The 19,029-nt window shown below is 41.9% G+C and carries 21 protein-coding genes; 7 read left to right on the top strand and 14 right to left on the bottom strand.

Annotation, left to right across the window (positions count from 1 at the left end):
* Window positions 1-88: 88 nt before the first annotated feature.
* Window positions 89-709 (bottom strand): GNAT family N-acetyltransferase, encoded by a 621-nt coding sequence (locus tag IQ242_RS02295; RefSeq protein ID WP_193958890.1) that lies wholly within the window; start codon window positions 707-709, stop codon window positions 89-91.
* 308 nt (window positions 710-1,017) lie between these two features.
* Between IQ242_RS02295 and IQ242_RS02290 the strand changes: the two genes are divergently transcribed.
* Window positions 1,018-2,259, top strand: coding sequence for an AmpG family muropeptide MFS transporter (locus IQ242_RS02290; protein WP_193958889.1), 1,242 nt, complete (start codon window positions 1,018-1,020; stop codon window positions 2,257-2,259).
* Between the two features lie 28 nt (window positions 2,260-2,287).
* On the opposite strand, the gene IQ242_RS02285 is transcribed toward IQ242_RS02290, so the two are convergent.
* Window positions 2,288-3,712 carry a PP2C family protein-serine/threonine phosphatase gene (locus tag IQ242_RS02285; RefSeq protein WP_193958888.1) on the bottom strand — a complete coding sequence of 475 codons (1,425 nt, stop codon included), beginning with the start codon at window positions 3,710-3,712 and terminating at the stop codon, window positions 2,288-2,290.
* Window positions 3,713-3,918: 206 nt separating this feature from the next.
* Between IQ242_RS02285 and IQ242_RS02280 the strand changes: the two genes are divergently transcribed.
* Both IQ242_RS02280 and IQ242_RS02275 read left to right on the top strand, forming a co-directional pair.
* Window positions 3,919-4,569: a nitroreductase family protein gene (locus IQ242_RS02280; RefSeq protein WP_151696132.1), complete on the top strand. Its 651-nt coding sequence runs from the start codon at window positions 3,919-3,921 to the stop codon at window positions 4,567-4,569.
* A gap of 9 nt (window positions 4,570-4,578) precedes the next feature.
* The gene (locus tag IQ242_RS02275) at window positions 4,579-5,994 is read left to right on the top strand and encodes a mechanosensitive ion channel domain-containing protein (RefSeq protein ID WP_193958887.1); all 1,416 of its coding nucleotides are present in this window, start codon (window positions 4,579-4,581) and stop codon (window positions 5,992-5,994) included.
* Window positions 5,995-6,224: 230 nt separating this feature from the next.
* Here the strand turns inward: IQ242_RS02275 and IQ242_RS02270 are convergent, their stop codons facing one another.
* The 8 genes from IQ242_RS02270 to IQ242_RS02235 all read right to left on the bottom strand — a co-directional run bounded on the left by IQ242_RS02270 (window position 6,225) and on the right by IQ242_RS02235 (window position 13,416).
* On the bottom strand, window positions 6,225-7,007 hold the full coding sequence (locus IQ242_RS02270; RefSeq protein ID WP_193958886.1) for a hypothetical protein: 783 nt from the start codon (window positions 7,005-7,007) through the stop codon (window positions 6,225-6,227).
* Entirely contained in the window at window positions 7,004-8,224 is a 1,221-nt protein-coding gene (locus IQ242_RS02265) for a hypothetical protein (protein WP_193958885.1), read from the bottom strand. Before IQ242_RS02265 ends, IQ242_RS02270 begins: the two co-directional genes overlap by 4 nt.
* 5 nt (window positions 8,225-8,229) lie before the next feature.
* Entirely contained in the window at window positions 8,230-8,622 is a 393-nt protein-coding gene (locus IQ242_RS02260; protein WP_193958884.1) for a MerR family transcriptional regulator, read from the bottom strand.
* Window positions 8,623-8,707: 85 nt separating this feature from the next.
* Window positions 8,708-9,262: a phycobiliprotein lyase gene (locus IQ242_RS02255; RefSeq protein ID WP_193958883.1), complete on the bottom strand. Its 555-nt coding sequence runs from the start codon at window positions 9,260-9,262 to the stop codon at window positions 8,708-8,710.
* Window positions 9,263-9,294: 32 nt separating this feature from the next.
* Window positions 9,295-10,272: a glycosyltransferase family 2 protein gene (locus IQ242_RS02250; RefSeq protein ID WP_228020782.1), complete on the bottom strand. Its 978-nt coding sequence runs from the start codon at window positions 10,270-10,272 to the stop codon at window positions 9,295-9,297.
* 29 nt (window positions 10,273-10,301) lie between these two features.
* Entirely contained in the window at window positions 10,302-11,519 is a 1,218-nt protein-coding gene (locus tag IQ242_RS02245) for a glycosyltransferase family 4 protein (RefSeq protein ID WP_193958882.1), read from the bottom strand.
* A gap of 2 nt (window positions 11,520-11,521) precedes the next feature.
* On the bottom strand, window positions 11,522-12,481 hold the full coding sequence (locus IQ242_RS02240; RefSeq protein WP_193958881.1) for a GDP-mannose 4,6-dehydratase: 960 nt from the start codon (window positions 12,479-12,481) through the stop codon (window positions 11,522-11,524).
* Window positions 12,482-12,495: 14 nt separating this feature from the next.
* Window positions 12,496-13,416 carry a glycosyltransferase family 2 protein gene (locus tag IQ242_RS02235; protein ID WP_193958880.1) on the bottom strand — a complete coding sequence of 307 codons (921 nt, stop codon included), beginning with the start codon at window positions 13,414-13,416 and terminating at the stop codon, window positions 12,496-12,498.
* 257 nt (window positions 13,417-13,673) lie between these two features.
* Between IQ242_RS02235 and IQ242_RS02230 the strand changes: the two genes are divergently transcribed.
* Window positions 13,674-14,657 carry a glycosyltransferase family 2 protein gene (locus IQ242_RS02230; protein ID WP_193958879.1) on the top strand — a complete coding sequence of 328 codons (984 nt, stop codon included), beginning with the start codon at window positions 13,674-13,676 and terminating at the stop codon, window positions 14,655-14,657.
* Window positions 14,658-14,788: 131 nt separating this feature from the next.
* Window positions 14,789-15,145, top strand: a complete 357-nt coding sequence (gene folB / locus IQ242_RS02225; protein ID WP_193958878.1) for a dihydroneopterin aldolase — start codon at window positions 14,789-14,791, stop codon at window positions 15,143-15,145.
* Here the strand turns inward: folB and IQ242_RS02220 are convergent.
* Entirely contained in the window at window positions 15,132-15,674 is a 543-nt protein-coding gene (locus IQ242_RS02220) for an NADPH-dependent FMN reductase (protein WP_193958877.1), read from the bottom strand. The two genes, folB and IQ242_RS02220, sit on opposite strands and share 14 nt — an antisense overlap.
* Before the next feature lie 161 nt (window positions 15,675-15,835).
* Here IQ242_RS02220 and IQ242_RS02215 point away from each other — a divergent pair, with 161 nt between their 5' ends.
* Window positions 15,836-16,162: an antibiotic biosynthesis monooxygenase gene (locus IQ242_RS02215; protein ID WP_002759792.1), complete on the top strand. Its 327-nt coding sequence runs from the start codon at window positions 15,836-15,838 to the stop codon at window positions 16,160-16,162.
* Here IQ242_RS02215 and IQ242_RS02210 read toward each other — a convergent pair.
* From IQ242_RS02210 to rseP, 3 genes are all read right to left on the bottom strand, one after another.
* On the bottom strand, window positions 16,159-16,767 hold the full coding sequence (locus IQ242_RS02210) for a rhomboid family intramembrane serine protease (protein WP_193958876.1): 609 nt from the start codon (window positions 16,765-16,767) through the stop codon (window positions 16,159-16,161). The two genes, IQ242_RS02215 and IQ242_RS02210, sit on opposite strands and share 4 nt — an antisense overlap.
* 196 nt (window positions 16,768-16,963) lie before the next feature.
* Window positions 16,964-17,620 carry an endonuclease III gene (gene nth, locus IQ242_RS02205; RefSeq protein WP_193958875.1) on the bottom strand — a complete coding sequence of 219 codons (657 nt, stop codon included), beginning with the start codon at window positions 17,618-17,620 and terminating at the stop codon, window positions 16,964-16,966.
* Window positions 17,620-18,711 carry an RIP metalloprotease RseP gene (rseP, locus tag IQ242_RS02200; RefSeq protein ID WP_193958874.1) on the bottom strand — a complete coding sequence of 364 codons (1,092 nt, stop codon included), beginning with the start codon at window positions 18,709-18,711 and terminating at the stop codon, window positions 17,620-17,622. Before rseP ends, nth begins: the two co-directional genes overlap by 1 nt.
* A 149-nt stretch (window positions 18,712-18,860) precedes the next feature.
* Here rseP and IQ242_RS02195 point away from each other — a divergent pair, with 149 nt between their 5' ends.
* Window positions 18,861-19,010, top strand: coding sequence for a hypothetical protein (locus IQ242_RS02195; protein ID WP_228020781.1), 150 nt, complete (start codon window positions 18,861-18,863; stop codon window positions 19,008-19,010).
* The last annotated feature ends 19 nt before the right edge of the window (window positions 19,011-19,029 follow it).

The raw sequence follows: 19,029 nt of genomic DNA, 5'->3' as shown, positions 1-19,029 counted from the left end.
GGTGTAGGGTGTGGGGTGTGGGGAAGTGGGGAGAATAAATAAAAATAATCTCCTGAATCCTGAATCCTGAATCCTGAATCCTGACTCCTCATTGGCTGATTTTTTTGTGCAGAAATAACTTTTGTGGTCGATTAAATAACCAATTGCTCAACCAACCGTCGGTTTTTTGCAGACGATAACCGCTACTTAAGTACAGTGACTGGGCTGCTAGATTATTATCGAGAACATGGAGGGAAAGTTCTTCAAAACCCCATTCTCTAGCGATCTGTTCACACTTGAGCAGCAATCTCCGGGCCAGACCGGCACGCCGGCGATCGGGACTAACGGCTAAATTAGAGATATAAGGAATGGGAACGGCTAAAAAAGAACTGGATTTTAAGCCGATTTCCGCCGTAGCGACAATAACTTCCTGAGGACCGGTGGCGGTGACGCTGGTTTGACTGACTACCAGACAGTAATAGTAGGGGGTATCGGCGCGCAATCGTCCCCGTAAGTCCTCGTAAATGCCCAATTTAAAGATAGGACGCAGAAAAGACCAATAATTGGCCGTGGGGAAAAAACTATCGGTGAGAATTTCCGCCAAGCTTTTGAGATCTTGGCTTTGGGCCAAACGCACCTCGATGGTAATGGTGGCATTGTCACCGGTCGCTTCCGAGTCGGAGGGATTAGACAATAGGTATGAGATAAAACAGGAGTCCACTTTAATCACAGGAGTCGGCAGGGAAGGTGGGGATGGCAGTCCTTATCCGGGAAAGGTAAATAGGGGTGGGATTTAGTTGGGGGAATCAAGCATCTATCTTAAGGAGAATACCGCAATTTTTCAAGACGACTGAATCAAAATCTCATCTATTCTACTGCCTATAGCCCCGGCTGGGGGAAAGACTGCTATTTTTCGGGAACTTTTTTTGATCGCCAGGCCATGGTTAAGAGGGGGATGATGCCAGTCAGAACTAATTTCTTTCTTTTTGGGTCAATTAACTATATTCTTTAATCTAATCTATTCTCCTATCCACCTCTATGATCAAAGAAATTTCCGCTTATTTGCAAGTATTCCGCAGTCAAAAAATGGCGGCTTTGTTATTCTTAGGTTTCGCTTCGGGATTGCCCTATTTTCTCACCGGTCGCACCCTGCAAGCTTGGATGACCACCGAAGGAGTTGATCTGAAATCGATCGGTTTATTTAGTTTAGTCGCTCTCCCCTACTCTCTCAAATTTCTGTGGTCTCCCTTACTCGATCGCTATCTTCCCCCGCTGCTTGGTCGTCGTCGCGGCTGGATTTTAATCGCTCAAATTTGTTTAACTTTAGCGATTGGTTTCATGGCTTTTCAACAACCGCAACGATCTTTAGAATTATTGGCAATTAATGCTTTACTGATCGCTTTTTTTAGTGCCAGCCAAGATATTGCCTATGATGCCTATCGCACAGATATTTTAGAAAAATGGGAGATGGGGGCTGGGGTAGCGATCGGGGTTTTAGGTTATCGTTTGGCTTTAATTTTAACCGGTTCGATCGCTTTAATTTTAGCCGATCACTTTCCCTGGCCTCTCGTCTATCTTTTCCTCGCTGCATTGATGGCTTTAACGATTATTTGGTCTTTTTTCGCCCCGGCTACTCCCCCTAGGGATGATACTCCTCAAACTCTTTTAGAGGCGGTTTGGTTGCCTTTCCAAGAGTTTTTTCAACGCTATCGATTCGGTCAAGGAATCGGTATTCTCGCCTTTATTGTTCTCTATCGTTTAGGGGATGCTTTAGTTAATAATATGGTGACTCCTTTTCTCTTAAAAACTGGTTTCAGTCAAACCGATATCGGAGCGATCCAAGGGGGCATGGGCATGATAGCAACTATGGTGGGAGTTTTATTAGGTGGTTCCCTGTTAAGTCGTTGGGGAATTAATCGATCGCTCTGGATTTTTGGTGGCTTGCAAGCTATTAGTAATTTAGCCTATTTTATTTTAGCAAATTTAGGGCAAAATTATCCTTTTATGGTCTTGGCTATTAATATTGAAAACTTCTGTGGTGGCTTAGTCACTGCAGCTTTTGTGGCTTTTTTAATGAGTCTTTGTAATGCTCGTTTTACCGCTACTCAGTTCGCCCTCTTATCGAGTTTAATGGCCTTTAGTCGCGATATTTTGGTGGCTCCCGCCGGAGTTTTAGCTGAGGCGATCGGTTGGCCGTGGTTCTTTTTAATCACGGTAATCGCCGCTTTACCCGGGTTAGCGTTATTGCCTTTATTCGCTCCTTGGCAAGAGCAGGATTAAGCTAATTTATGAGCTAGGAAGTGATGATTTATTCCTCCGATTTCACTCGCATAACTACTAAAGTCATATCGTCGCTACTGTCATTTCCCAACCCGGTAAAAGCGGCAACTTTCCCAAATAAATATTCTAGAATCTGTTCGGGATCGGTGTACTTTTGACAGGCTTCTTTAACTGCCGATAGCCAATTTTTCTGATCAAATCTTTCCCCTTTCGAGTTGACTGCATCGGTAAAGCCATCGGTATAATAAATCAGCGCATCTCCCGCTTCTAATTGCACTTGGGCATCGTCATAGATAGAATCGGCCTCTAAACCCACTAATGTCCCTTCCGTGTCGAGAGGCTCTAACTCTCCCGTTTTAGCCCGCCACCAGAGGGTGGGATAATGGGCAGCATTACTGTAGCCAAGACGGCGCGTCAGGGGATCATACTCGGAATAAAATAATGTCACGAAACGATGAGAATTATCGAGATCGGCATACATAACCCGATTGAGATGACGCAAAATCTGGGCCGGGGAGTGACGATTTAACACTTCCGCTCGCAACATTCCCCGGGTCATGGTCATCAATAATCCTGCTGGGACACCTTTACCCATGACATCACCGATGACTATACTCCAAGGCGCGGTACTAGCTTCCCTTTCCGCCTCCGTTGCTGGTTTAAATTGATCGTAGTTGCAGGGGATAAAATCATAATAGTCGCCACCAACGCGATTAGCCGTTTTGCAGTGGGCTGCCAATTCTACCCCCTGAATTTTCGGACATTGCCGAGGTAAAAGACGATTTTGGATTTCGGAAGCGATTTCTAACTCTCGATCCTGACGTTCCTTGGCCCGTAATTCGATCGTTAATTCATTATTAGCTATAGCTACCGCCGTTTGATCGGCCACTAGCTGCAGCAGTTTACGACGGGTGGGTGTCCAACCATAATCAGGATCGCGACTGAAAACGTATAAACGTCCCCGCTCACTATTTTTTACTAAAACAGGTGTACTATAAACCTGCGTACCCTGTCCGAGAGTTTGCCGGATTTTATGATCGAGACTATCGAGAAGCGATCGATTATTTTTATTCTCAAGTGCCGCTTCTTGGTTTAATTGTCGGATAATTGCCTCTAATTGTCGGCGTAGTTCCCCATTAATTTGATTATCTTGGCAATGGAGTTGATCGAGGGCCACTTGACCGTTATTTTTGCTCAAAATCAACGCCCCTCCTTCTGCATCTGCCACTCGTGCGGCCATCAAGGGGGTAAGATCGAGGAATTGGTTTAAATTATTGAAACTCCGCAGGGCAAAACCGAGGGAACTTAAGAGATTTTGAACTTTGTTTTGTTCACGATATAAACTAGCGACCAACTCTTTTAAGGCTAAAATTGGCTTGATATCGGTATTTTGATCGCCCATATTGACGGTGGCAGTGGTGAGAGTGTCGCTCGGTTCCGGCTCAGAAAGCATAAAATGATTTTTGTGGCGGTGACATGATGATAGCTAGATGGTCATTGGGTTATGACCTGTTTAAGTTTAACAGTATAGTCGATCTTTTTCTGACTGCCACAATTTAACCCTGATGTTTTACTATTTCTCTTTTGTCACACCGAAGTCTGAGGCTGATAGCTTGACCCTATAATAATTAGGAATATGTAACTTCATCCACTGACTTTATGACCTTGCCTCTCGATGTTCCCACGGCGATTAATCAACGTCGTTCCATTAAAACTTTTACCACCGATCCGATCGCCCCGGAACTGCTGAAAACCCTAGTAGAATTAACCGTTGCCGCACCTAGTAGTTTCAACATCCAAGATTGGCGAATTATTTTAGTACAAGATGAGGCACAAAAGGCCGCTTTAGCCGAGGCCGCTTGGGGACAAAAGCAAATTATCCAAGCGCCGGTTACTTTTGTTTTCGCTGCCGATGCTGCCGCAGGAGGAGGAGATCTAACCCCCATCTATGAACAGGCCCTCAGTACAGGTGCTTGGAGCGAAGGCACGGTAAAATATTTTAAACAGGCAATCCCGGGATTTCAAAAGGATTTGGGCGAAAAAACCCGGGAATACGCGATTAAAGATGCGATGATCGCCGCTACTCATCTGGTTTTAGCTGCCGAAAGTCTCGGTTTATCTAGTTGTTTTCTCAACGGTTGGATCGAGGACAAGGTAAAAGCGGTGATCGGTGCTGCCGATCATCCCCATCTGGCGATCGCTGTTGTCGTTCCCATCGGTTACGCGGCGGAACCGCGGCTTAATCCGGGGCGTTTACCTTTAGATTACAATGTTTTTGTGGATCGCTTGGGTAATCCCTATCAAATCTAAACTTTAGCGATGACTTTCTCTCCCTCAGCTTGGTTAACGCCCTTTTTTTACACTCCCCTTTGGCGCGCTGGGGGTGTGTCCATCACTCTCGGTTGGATTATTGGTACTCTTGTACTGTTTATTCTTGTCACCTGTCTGACGATCGCTTTTAAAAGTTTACTAAAAAATCGTCTGCTGAAAAGTATCGGTTTTGATGAGGGTAATCGAGAAGCGATCGCAACTCTGGCTAGTTTTGCTTTTGGGGCTTTTGGTTATATTATCGCCCTACAATTGACTGGATTCAATCTCGCTTCGATCGCTGTTTTAGCTGGTGGTTTGGGGGTGGGTATCGGTTTCGGTTTGCAGGAGTTAACCAAGAATCTCACCAGTGGTTTAACTTTGTTGGTGGAACGCAAGTTAAAAGTGGGCGATTTTATCGAATTTGAGCAAACAAAGGGTTATATCCGGGAAATATCGATTCGTTCCACCACCATTCGCACTGTTGATGGTGCAGAGTTAATCGTTCCTAACACAATCCTAACTAGCAATCGCGTCCAGAATTGGCATTATACCGACTCGCGCATTCGAGTCATTGTGCCGGTGGGAGTTGCCTACGGTACGGATCCTTTGATAGTAACGGAAATTCTGCTGCAATCAGCCTATATGTCGGGAGAAATTGCCTTTAATCCGCTTCCCAAGGTGATTTTTAACGGTTTTGGTGATAGTGCTTTAAATTTCGAGTTGTGGGTATGGGTGGAAAAAGTCGAACGGTCCGCTTTTCTGAGAAGTTCCCTACACTTCATTATCGAGCATAATCTGCGTCATCGGGGCATAACGATTCCTTTTCCCCAGCGAGAGTTATGGTTGCATAATACCGACAGTTTTGAGGCAGTTAAGGAACAGGATCAGGAGATAGTTAAACCTTCAAAACCGCTATCGTTAAAAGAAATGTTATTGGAGGTGAGTTACTTTAAACATTTTAACGATCTGCAATTGCGTGTATTAATTGAAATGGGTTGTCGTAAACATCTCCAGGACGGGGATATTTTAATTAGACAGGGAGAAAGAACTAATTATTTCTGTATTGTTTTGCAGGGACAAGTGGATGCTTTTTATGAAAACGATAAAATCAGTCGTAAAATTTTTACTTTTAATAAAGGTCAATATTTTGGGGAATTACCGTTAATATTAGAGGTTCCCTATCCCACCACTATGCAAGCAGTGGGGGAAACCTTGTTATTTTTGCTCGATCGTCAGGGGTTTCAGCATCTTATCACTACTTATCCGGCTCTAGCGGAGGAATTCACTCAGGCACTCACCCAACGTCAAGAGGAATTGCGCGAATGTCAGCAGAAATTGGGAGAAATGGGGCTTTTAGACTCGGAAGACCTGAAAAATCCCGTCTCTTGGCTGCGACAACGGTTAAAGAGCTTTTTTGCGACTTAAAAGGGAATGACAACAGATTTACAGCCTTTTTTCTCTAGCAGTTATCTTAATGATGAGGTACGAAGCTGAGAATAGGGAGTCGCTACCTGCGGACAACTGATCAGATATCCCTGTTCTTTTCAGGGATGAGAAGATGTGGACGTCCAAACCCCCTCGTACTCCCAGTCAAACCAAAATTTAAGCCAATACTTCATCCATTTTAGCTTTTAATAGCAGGCTAGGGAAAAATCCTAAAATCCGAAAGAATAACCGATTTTTAACTTTAATTGACTTTGATCATGGCCATTAGTGGCAATATATCCCTCGATACCCCAATCGATCACACCTTGGCGATTAATTTGCTGACGAATTCCCATACCAGTGCGAATTAAAACCCCACCATGACTATTATCGCTGGTAATTACGCCCAATTCTGCTAAAAAAGTGCGATCAAAACGTTTCGGATAACCAATTGGTCGCGAGTAACCGAGAATTGCTGCCGGTAAAAAAGATTGATCGCCGTCATCGGGATCGGTTTTTATGTTTAAATCGAGATTAAGATGTAAGCGTTCGAATTGACCAACAGTTTTACTGGCAATTCCCCGCAGACGAAAATCTAATCCCCGAGCATTATTTCCCGTCGGTAATCCTAAATCAGTACGAATAGCAAAAGCGGGAACATTATCGTATTCACGATTGAAATTATAGAAAAAACCTACAGATAAATTTCCCACATCAAAATCCGTATCATCACTATTAACTCGTCCTCCCACTTGCGGATCGATGCCGATAATAATGTGACCATTGCGAATAATACCGTTGAGGTATTCAATATCAAACTCACCCCCAAGATTACTATTTTCAGGAAAGACTAACCCAGTACCAAATTCTATAGATTGTTCCCCAAAACCGATACTCTCAGCATCATCAAAAGAAAGGGGACGACCAGAATCAAGATTGTTATGATCGTTGGCAAAAACTGGATTAGTAAAACTGGCAACTAAACCGACGGCAATTAATAAAAATCTTCTCATTTTTTCAGTTCCTCTTGATCATTGCTGTCGTCAGGTTTTTTCTCCGTATTAGGAGGGTTTTCCGGAGAGTGATTTTCGTGGTTATGGTGTTGGTGATCTTCTTCCTCATGTCCCTGAGAATCATCAGGGTTTTTCTCAGAATTATCAGGATTTTCGTGATTGTGACCCTCATGAGAAATATCTGCTGGCATTAATCCCATCCCCGGAATTCCTGACTGAAAACGATGATCATGTAGTCCTTCACCACCATAATTTTTTCCCGCTGCCATTCCTTGATGATTAGCAGCCATTACTAACCAAATAGCGCGGGTAATTTGTTCGTCTTTTTGTTGGGGAGTTAGCCAATCTGATGCCAGAATATCATTAACCATATCGTGCAACATATGCAGGTTATCGAAGGTGTTAGATATTTCGGGAAAACGTCGGGCAAACTTGGGACTAAGTCCGGGAAACATCGGCATAAAAGCTCGATCAGTGCGATATAATTCCTTAGTATGGTATTGTTTACCCACCTGTTTATAAGCCTGTTTTTGTTCATCTAAAGTTTTCTCATAAAGCAAGTCATACATGGTTCCTTGTAACCAATGGTAGCCCCAAAATAAGCCATTAACTTTCGGATATTTCTGCCGAAAAGCTTTAGAATAGGGCTGGGAATCCAGATAACCCATATTCATGGGTAATCCCGTAATAGCATAGGGAACTTTTGTCAAGTAAAATTGATATAACTTTTCAATTTCCGCCTCTTTTTCCTTGTTGGTTAATTTGCTGCTGGCTAAAACATCAACGGTTTGAGCATGGAAAATATGCGCCCACTCGAAAACCTGTTCTAAAACACCGTATTTTCTACCAAAAGTTGGGGAAATATTGCCCTCGTCGGGCATAAATTTAGGCGGATTTTTTAAAACCCAATTAATTTTTTGGTATGTCTTAGTTTCTAAATCTTTCGCTTTTCCCGTTACGATATCTTCGTAGGCAAAGGCATGACCGACAGCGATCGCATTTAAGTCTAAAGCTAAATCTCTGACATTATAAATTGCATTGTTATAAACCCCTCTTTGGGGATAAATATGATTACGTTGCTTGTTATACATCCAAGCTGGTATATCGTCAGGAATTGCTTGTAAAGTCTGAGTTTGAGGTGAATCAAGATGTAAATGTTGAGCAATTACAGGAGTAGAAATCAGTGCTACAGTTACCAGTAAAATCAACTTTTTCATGATAGTTAAACCTTGAGATTAGGGCAAATAAATTGATCGTCTTTTACAGGTGTATCCGTCCATTCTTGCAGGGTTTCGGTTAATTGTTGACGCAATAAAAGCAATTGTTCCACTTGTTGATCGATCTCAGCAATATGTTTAATTAATTTTTCCTGAATATCTCCACAGGGTAACTCACCATGGTCATGAATTACTAAACATTCGCGGATTTCTTGCAGACTTAAACCCAAAGATTGTAATCTCTTGACAAATAGCAAGCGATGGACAGTATCGGGAGAAAATAAGCGAAATTTGCCTTCTGTTCTCTCAGGGGACTGAATTAGTCCTAATTCCTCGTAATAACGAATCGTTTTAATCGAAACACCACTTTCTAGGGAAAGTTGACCGATTCTGAGCATTAATTTTTGCTCCTTAATCCTATCGTTCCCCCATGATAAAATCTCCCCTTGACTGGAGAATCAAGGGGGGAAAGAAATATTTTTTTTAATTGACTTTACACTCAACCCCAAAACCGACCAAGAGAACTTTTTCTAACGGTTCCCCCTCCTGGGGACGTTGATAGTTAATAATTTTGCGAATTCGCAGGTCTGGATTGATTAAAGTAATTGAATCCACGGAAACACTGCGAGTATAATTGGTGGTCATTAATAACTCTCTGGTAGTGGAATCAAAGCGAAAAGCGGAGATAATTGGTCTTGCTTCTTCGTAGGCGCGATCGCGAAGATAATCCCCTTCTAAATAACCGTTATTTTCTGCTTTAACCACAAATAAAAGATTAAGATTTTGTCGCACTTCTTCCCCTTTTTCCGAGATGGTATAGAAACCTAAATTAAACCCGGGGATACTTTCTAAATCAGCAATATCAGGATAGTTATTATCTGTCAGAACTTTCTGTTTAATCTCCCTAGTCAGGGGTTGAATGAGGAATTCAGTACGGGAACGTTCCACTTCTTGATCAGCTAGATAATGATAGGTTCTTTCCGTTTGCCAACTACCGACACAATAGGCAAAAAATTGCTGAAAAACTTCGGTATTCATAAATTTAACTCTCCTCATGTCATATCTTAATTTTAAGTTATTTTATCAGTAACTTGTTCCCTATTTTCAAAACCATAACAATCTCGAACCAGATAAAGTGGCCTACCCTTGACTTCCTCATAAACCCTGCCAATATATTCGCCAATAATACCAAGAGTCAGTAATTGAATTCCTCCTAAAAATAGGACAGCAACCATCAGAGAAGCGTATCCAGGTACATCGATTCCTAAAATAATAGTCCTGAGAATTAAAAAACTAGCATAAACAAGACTAACAAGTGCAATGATAAATCCTACATAGGTCCAGACTTTCAGAGGTAAAAAACTAAAGGAGGTAATACCATCGAGGGCAAAATTCCATAATTTCCAGTAATTCCATTTAGTTTGTCCTTGATACCGGGGTTCTCGATCGAATAAGATTGATGTCTGTTTATATCCCACCCAAGCAAATATTCCTTTCATAAATCTTTGACGTTCGGGCATCTTTTTAATTGATTCTACCACTCGGCGATCAATTAAGCGAAAATCTCCCGTATTAGGGGGAATAGGAACCCGACTTAATTTATTAATGACTTGATAGAAACCTTCTGCTGTAAAACGTTTCAACCAACTTTCGCCAATTCTAACCCGACGCGACGCATAAACCACATCATAACCCTGCTGCCATTTTTCAATCATTTCGGCAATTAATTCGGGGGGATCTTGTAAATCAGCATCAATAGGAATGACTGCCATCCCTTGACTGTAATCAATTCCTGCTGACATGGCAATATCTTTACCAAAATTACGGGATAAATTAACTACTTTAATTTGTGGATAACGTTGATGATATTCCACGAGATTTTTGAGAGTATTGTCACGACTACCATCATTGACGCAAACAATCTCATAACTGATATTTAGTGCCTCTAAAACCGCTAAAAGTCGCCTAAAGAGAGCCTCGACATTTTCTTCCTCGTTATACAGAGGAACAACAACAGATATTTTCACTGGTATTTGATTTGATAGCATATTAATTGACAAAAAACTAGAGAAATTTCCTAACAAATATCAGCAGTTAAAACTTGTTCGTACTTACCTGCTGCTTGCTGCCAAGTATAATTATCTTCGATTAACCTGCGAGCATTTATAGATAATTTTTCTCGTAACTCTGCCGATTCAAAAAGACGACTAATCTCCGTACAATATTCCTCAATACTATTAGCCCTTAAGGCTGCTAAAGGAACATTATTTCCTGCCACTGTTAACCCTTCTAAACCTCGATCACTGGCTACCACTGGCACCCCCGCAGCCATCGATTCTAGGGTTTTAAACTTCATTCCAAAACCCGTTCTTAGGGGAATAACTGCCACAGTTGCCTGATGAAGATAGGTGATCATTGATGGTACTCGTCCCGTCACAATCACTCCTTTTAACTTAGTTAATTCTTGCACTTCTAGGGATGGATTAGCACCGACTAGAGTTAAAGTAGTATCGGGGTAAGTAGTTTGAATACGAGGTAAAATTTCCCTGGCTAAAAAACAGGCCGCATCGATATTAACCCAATAATCTAACCCACCGATAAACACTAAATTATGTCCAGCAGGATCCTCGGTACGATAGGGAAACAAATCTAAATCGACTGCATTAGGAATTAAATAAATCTCTTTCTTAGGAGCGAATTCTAGCATTTGTTTTTGATCATCATCGGTGGTGACGACAATTTTTGAGAATTTCTGCACAGTTTTTTGTTCGTATCGACGCATGAGAGGAAGGTAGAGACGATCCCGTAATTCTTGACTAGAAACCCCTATTTCTAATTGACTTTTGCAGGTTTGATAGAGGGAACTATGCACATCAATTACTGTCCTAATTTGCTGTTGCCATTGGGGACGAATATAAATTTCATTAACGCTATGTTCACTGGTAATTACTGAGAATTTTTGACTCTTAACTGCCCTATCTATCCAGTTCTGCATCTCTTGAGAATAGCCAAAAAGTACATTGGGAGGGGTTCCCGTTTGCAGGAATTGAGCTAATCTTTGCAGTTTAGCAATTATTCCAGTTTTGGCATCTCGAGGACGGGGAAAAACTACCAATTCACTAACAAAGTTACCTAACTTTTCTACCTCCTCATCGCTGACATCAGCAGTACGCTGAACGATGAGAGTAATATCATGATTTTTGCTGAGATACTTGAGTAAATTAAAAGTTCTGCCCTGAGTTCCTCCTCTGGTTGGTGGATAGGGAAAGGCGGAACTAATCATTATGATATTCATAGCTATTTCTCTAAACGATTTTCTACCATCATGCGGACAATATCAGTCATTTTGTATTGTGCTTGCCAACCTAATTTTTCCTTAGCTTTGCGGGGATTACCGCGACTAATGGCTAAATCTGTTGGTCTTAATAAACTTCGATCGGAAATTACATGATCTGGCCAATTTAAGCCAACAGTAGCAAAAGCTGTGGCGACAAAATCCTCCAGTTTTGAACTTTCTCCCGTGGCAATGACGTAATCATCGGGTTGCTCCTGTTGCAACATTAAATACATCGCTTCAACGTACTCCTGCGCCCAACCCCAATCCCTTTGAATATCCATATTTCCTAGTTGCAAAGTTTCAGGACTTCCCTGGGCAATTCTAGCCACGGCAGCGATAATTTTTTGGGTGACAAAGCGCTCGGGACGCAGGGGAGATTCATGATTGAAAAGTATGCCTGAACAGGCAAAAATTCCGTAGGCTTCTCGATAATTAGCCACTTCCCAAAAAGCCGCCGATTTAGCCACAGCGTAGGGACTGCGAGGACGAAAAGGGGTATTTTCGTCGGCAGAATTATCGCCGATATCCCCGAAACATTCACTCGATCCGGCATTATATAATTTAATTTTTGCTCTGGTAAATCGAATTGCTTCTAAGAGATTTAAGGTTCCCGTGGCAATACTTTCTAAGGTTTCCACCGGCTGCTCAAAAGATAAACCCACAGAACTTTGTCCAGCCAAATTATAGACCTCATCGGGCTGAATTTTAATTAAGACCTGTAGGACACTGCGAAAGTCGTTCAGTGCCATCGATTCTAGTTTTACCTGTTCCTTGATTCCCAAACGTTTCAGGTTACTAAAAGATGACATTTGGGCATCCCGGGAGGTGCCACAAACTGTATAGCCTGCTTTTAACAGTAATTCGGCTAGGTAGGCTCCATCCTGCCCCGATATACCACAAATTAACGCTTTTTTACTCATTTATTTACAATAATTTACTTTTGCGGGTTTAACATCGCCTTGGCGGCCTCGCTTAAATAACCGATTTGTCCGTAGGCATAGAGAAGATTATCAAAGCTTTTAGCAGGATCATTGATAAATTTGACAGATTTAATCAATCCTCTCACTAAACGCTCACCTCCTCGCCCAAATTGAGCCAATCCCGTCTTTCCTGCCACTTCTTCCCGGTAGTGTTCGCTGATGCCTTGCCACCAACTGCGACGCATAAACCATTGACGATTGATTCTTTCCGGGGCAACATTGTGTTCCACCAATGCTGCGGGAAAATAGCCTACTTGCCATCCCTGGGCGAGTGCTAGTTCTGTAGTGTATAATTCCTCGTTAGAAAGAAGTTTTTTACCAATTCTTCCCAAATTAGGGTCAAAACCGCCAATCTTCTCCAAGAAATCTCGCCGGATTGAGTAATTAACCCCTCGCGGAGTTAAATCCGCTTGGCTAATGTATAACACATTGTCGCCCAAATCGAAAGCCCCTAAACCCCCTGCTAACTGATCGGATAACCAATTGGGTTGACTGTAGCCTTGCGGCCAAATTAAGGTGACTTTTCCCCCAGCTACTGCCAGTTTTTGGTTATTTTCGTAGGCATTTAACAGAATTTGCAACCATTGAGGACTAGCGATCGCATCGTCATCCAAATAGGCTAAAATCGGCGCTCTAGTTTCCTTCGCCCCGCGATTTCTGGCGGTAGATAGCCCTAAAATAGGTTCGTAAACGTATTTTAGCCGCCCATCTCCCAGACGCGACTGGGCCACTTGACGGGTTTTATCGGTAGATGCGTTATCAACCACTAAAATCTCACAATCTGGGCAGGTTTGCCCTAAAAGACTATCGATCGCTCCTTCTAGGTAGTGATCGCGGTTGTGGGTACAGATAATCCCTGCTATTTTAGGAGCCATGGCTATCAAGGTTACTCATTCAATACCCTAAAACTTAACATTCCTTTGCAAAAATGTAAAAATACTTTTTTAACCTGGAGACAGGAGACTCCGAGACAGGAGATTGCTTTTTACTTATAGCGTTTCTCGTAAAGATGAAGTATAACCTAATTTGGTATTGACGACCGACTCCCCAAAAGGAAAACTTCCTATCTCACCATGAAGATAACTGCTATAACACTCTCAACTGATAACTGATAACTGATAACTGAAATATTATGCCGAAAGTAACTGTTTGTATTCCCACCTATAACCGCGCCGATTATCTCAGCTATTCGATTAATAGTGTCTTGCGGCAGACTTATCAAGATTTTGAGTTAATTGTTTGTGATGATGGTTCTTCTGATCATACCCCAGAAGTGGTGGCAGCATTTCAGGATTCGAGAATAATTTATCTGCGTCATCCCCAAAATCTTGGTAGAAGTTTAAATATGCGATCAGGTTTTACGGCTGCTCGGGGACAATATTTTATTAAATTCGATGATGATGATGGACTAACTCCCGAATTTTTAGCGAAAACTGTACCTATTTTAGAGCAAGAAAAAAACGTTGATTTTGTCTGTACTGATCACTGGATTATTGATAAATTTGGACAAAAAGTTACAGCTGCCACCCAAGAAAATTCAGCGAAATGGGGCAAAGACAGATTACAACAAGGGATTATTCCTGATTTACAAAGACAAACTTTTTCCTATCAAAGTTTACAGGTGGGTTCGACTCTTTTTCGTTATCAATCTTTAGCCGATGTGGATTATATGCGCTCTCAAGCGGATGGTTGTGAAGATTTTGATTTATTAGTGCGTTTAGCTTTAGCGGGAAAACAAGCTTATTTTCTGCCAGAATTATTAATGGAATATCGTTTCCATGGCGGTCAAACTAGCTTAAAACAAGCGGTTCACTTTTTGCAAGCAAAACTGTTTTGTACAGAAAGTTATCACTTTAATGATCTAAAATTAGAAGAAGAAAGAGTAAAAAAAACGGCTTTTTTACAGGAATCTTTGGGAATAAAATTAATTGAAAAGGGAGAAAACGAAGCTGGGCGAGTTTTAATAGAAAAAGCCTCGCAATTGTCAGGAAAATCCCGACGGGCTAGACTGGGTTTACTGCTTTCCTATTTACCTCTGAACTTGAGACAACTGGCTTTTCAAGGTTTCCGTCAACTACGCTCCAAAGATTACACCGAACAGGTAAGAGCCGTCTAAACTATAATTTATAGCAGTTATCCTAATGGTCGGGTAGGAAGTTTTCATTTTGGGGAGTGGGTCGTCGATACCAAATTAGGTTACACTTCATCTTTGTGACCAACGCTGCCAGTTTTTTAATTTAACTATCTATGGATACTATTCACGTTACAGGAATTCGGGCCTACGGTTACACAGGATATCTGGCCGAAGAACAGGTTTTAGGTCAATGGTTTGAGGTAGATTTATCCCTAGAACTTGATATCAGCATTGCTGGCAAAAGTGACGCAATTGAAGATACCCTAGATTATCGACAGGCGATCGAAATTGTCAAACACCAGATTGAAACCAGCAAATTTGCCCTCGTGGAAAAATTGGCCACAGTTATCGCTGAGGATATCCTACAACTCGAGGGCGTGCGACAGGTAAGAGTACAATTATCGAAACCCGCCGCCCCAATTCCTAATTTCACCGGTAAAATCACCATCGATATTACTAGATCCCGTTGAGTTTACGGGTATGATCGACTAAACTTGCAGCAAAAGCGTCAAAACGTTGGCAAAGCTTCTCGTCAAGGATTTTTCCTTCTTCGTTGAAGACTTTCCACGCTTGTCCTAAGCTAATTTGTTCGGGAATTACCCAAGCATGAACCCAACGGAGAATGATTCTTAAATCATTTAGGGCGTTACTATTGGATTGTCCGCCTAAAACACTGATTAATCCGGCAACCTTTCCCGATAACTCCTCAAAACTCATTAAATCTAGGGCATTCTTCATCACACCACTGACACTGCCATGATACTCCGGTGTCGCCAAAATTAATCCCGCTGCCGATTTAACCGTTTGCTGCATTTTGGCCACATCGGGATAGTCAGAATAGTCATCTCCCCCGTTACAGAAGGGTAAAGAGAGTTTTCTCAGGTCAATTATCTCCGTTTCTACTCCTAACGCCCCTACTCGACTGATAGCAACTTCTAACGCCATCGAACTATAGGATCCGGGGCGTAAACTGCCATTAATACCAACGATTTTGATCATAGAATTTATACGAACTCATAACGACTACATATAAGCTAACAAAAAAAAGAGACAATTGGGGAAGCTTAGTTAAAAAAATATGTCGATGGGGCGGGGGGGGCGATCGATCTAAGTTTTAATAGGAGTAGAAAGAAAGATTTATTCCATTTCCCCTCATTGCCATGCCAGAATTTCTCGATTTTCTCAAACATAAATATGCCTATGTGGCTATTGGTGAATTTAAACCGGGGTGTTTTTCCGAGGCCCAAAAACTCTACGAAAAGGCCGTTTCCACCTATTCTACGGGATTCCAAGGGGCTTTTCTGCTGCAAAAACCTGGAACCGACGAAGGAATTGCCGTGATCATCTGGGATAAAATCGATGATATGGAGGCAAATAAAAGCGAAGCCCATGAATTATTGCTGAAATCTATGGCTCCTCTGTTTGCGAAACCGCCTGTCACCGATTTTTATGAAGTATGTAGCGAGATAGAAGGTTCCCCCATTTAGGGATAATGTTTCTTTTCGGTGGCGATTAATTTGGCGGCTAAAACCCCGCCTAGGAAACCAAATAAATGTCCTTGCCAAGAAATCCCCGGACGGGAAGGCAAAACGCCCCAAATTGTGCCACCGTAGAGTAAAAAGACTAGAATTGACAAGAGTATAGAAGGAATATTTCTTTGGAAATAGCCCCGCAGTAATAAAAAACCTAAATAGCCAAAAATCAAGATACTTGCCCCGATATGGATGGATCCGGGAGCAGCAAATAACCAGACTCCTAACCCCCCCACCAGCATAGTTAACCCGGTAACAATAAAAAAGTCACTGGTTTCCTGTAACATCACCAACCAACCGAGAATCAGGAAAGGAACCGTATTAGCGATAAGATGGGGAAAGTCACCGTGTAGGAAAGGTGCGAAAAGAATACCCCGCAATCCGATGACTTGATGGGGAATAATCCCGAAATAGTTTAAACTGTCCCGAAAAACAAATTGATCTAAAATCTCTAACAGCCAAAAAATCGCCACAAAAGTAGCGAGGATTATTGCTTGGGTTTTTATTTCTTGCCGAGAGCCTTGACTCATAAGATTGATGGATGAGCTATTTTTTCCCATTATAGCCCCCCACATCAGTTATCAGTTATCAGTTATCAGTGATTCAGTTACCAGTTAAGTAGGTGGGTGGAATTAAATATAAGATGAACGTAGGTTGGGTTGAAGCATGAAACCCAACGCCCGATTATGTTACGCTACCGCTAACCCATCCTACAAATAATTGTGCCTCCCTACTTATCAGGTGTGAGTTATCAGTTTACTGTTTACTGTTTGCTGTGGGACAAAGAGAGGCTAATTGGCAGGAAAAACAAGCGGGATTTCTCGCTTTACAAACCGCCCGGCCGTGGTAAATAATACTAATAGAAAAAGTTTCCCAATCTGGTTGAGGTAGTAAAGCCATTAAATCCCGTTCAATTTTCACTGGATCGTTATTAGTAGTTAAACCCAAACGATTACTTAAGCGCTTAACGTGGGTATCTACTGTCACCCCCTCAATAATCCCGTAAGCGTGAGCGAGTACCACATTAGCCGTTTTTCTAGCTACCCCGGGTAAAGTTAATAATTCCTCCATTGTCTTGGGTACTTCCCCCTGAAAATCCTTGAGGATTTTTTGACAAGCACCCTGAATATTTTTAGCTTTATTGCGATAGAATCCCGTGGAACGAATGAAAGTTTCTAACTCCTCTCGCTCGGCAAAAGCTAAGGATTTAGCATCGGGAAAACGAGCGAATAAAGCAGGAGTCACCTTATTCACCCGCTCATCAGTGCATTGTGCCGAGAGAATTACTGCCACCAATAACTGCACGGGAGTTTGATAATTTAAGCTACAGGTTGCCTCTGGATATAATCGCTTTAAGTTGCTTAAAATCTCTAGGGCGCGCAGTTGCGGTTCAGTTTTTTTTCGAGAGTCCATCACTGGAATAAATCCTGAAAAACTGCTAGGTTAGCTGTGTCGCGCACGATTAAGAAAACTCCTAATCCTAAGAGTAAAACTAGACCTGTTTGCATGATGTTATCTTGCAGTTTAGTTGGGAGAGGTTTACCTACCAAAGCCTCGATTAATAAAAATACTAATTGACCACCATCAAGAGCAGGTAAAGGCAGAATATTAATCACCGCTAAGTTAATACTAATTAGGGCGGCAAATTGAAAAAGATTCCCCGCATCATTACGAGCGATTGCTGCTCCATATTCGACAATTTTAACTGGTCCTGCTACCTGTTGAACACTGTCTTTAAAGTTACTAACTAACTGCCCAAAACCTTGAACAGTTAATAGGGTTAATCGTTGAAATTCACCCGCACCTAAGCTAAAAGCTTGCCCAAAATTATCGGCCTTTAGGCGAGTTTCTTCACCGTTAGGAGCCAATCTAACCCCAATTTTACCCTGACCATCACTTCCCAATTCAGGAGTAACGATTAAATCGAGAGTTTCTGTGGGGCGTTTGATGGTTAATTTTAGGGGTTGATTGGGGGAAGATTGAATAATGTCACGGAAGTCAATAATGGCATTTTGAGAAGCACCAAGGGGCTGATCATTGATAGCGAGAACGATATCCCCCGCTTGTATTCCCGCTTGTTTAGCGACGGAATTTTCAGCCGTGAAAACCTCAGGAATAATTACACCTTCTTGATAGTTAATTTGGGAAAAACCCACCGTAGCGACTTGGGTAACAAGCAAAAAATAGGCAAAAATTAAATTAGCAATTACTCCCGCACTAATGACGATAGCTCGATCGAAAACAGGACGATTGCGTAATAAATCAGGATCGTTATTGGGAATTTGGCTATCGGGATCGTCATCGGGAAAACCAACGTAACCCCCTAAAGGAATGGCGCGGAGGGCGTATTCTGTTTCTTTGCCTTGATATTTAGCTAAAGCTGGACCAAAACCGATGGAGAAGCGATTAACATGGATAGATTGCCAACGAGCAGCGGCAAAATGACCTAATTCGTGAACGACAATTAATAGGGCAAGTACACCGATCGCTATTAAAACTGACATGATGATCAAAATATAATGACTTAGCTTTTGTTAATTGTAAGCGATCCTACCCAACAGATTGCAAAAAATCTTTAGTTATCGCTAATTTTTCGATCATTTATGATAGAAGTGATCTTAACTGCCTAATCTGACCTAACGGAGAGCGATCGATGCCTTTGAGTGAGCGCGCCCAGCAATTAATCCCAAAAGCGAGAATCATCAGTTTCGCTAATTGGCCCTATCAGCAATCAGCGATCGCTATTTGGCAACAAGCGGATGATCAAACTTGCTATCTCAGTGATAAGGTAAGACGTATTTAAACTGCTTATTCTTGGATTA

This window comes from Microcystis sp. LEGE 08355 (genome assembly GCF_015207185.1).
GTDB lineage: Bacteria > Cyanobacteriota > Cyanobacteriia > Cyanobacteriales > Microcystaceae > Microcystis > Microcystis panniformis.
This window is presented reverse-complemented; position numbering and strand designations above follow the sequence as displayed.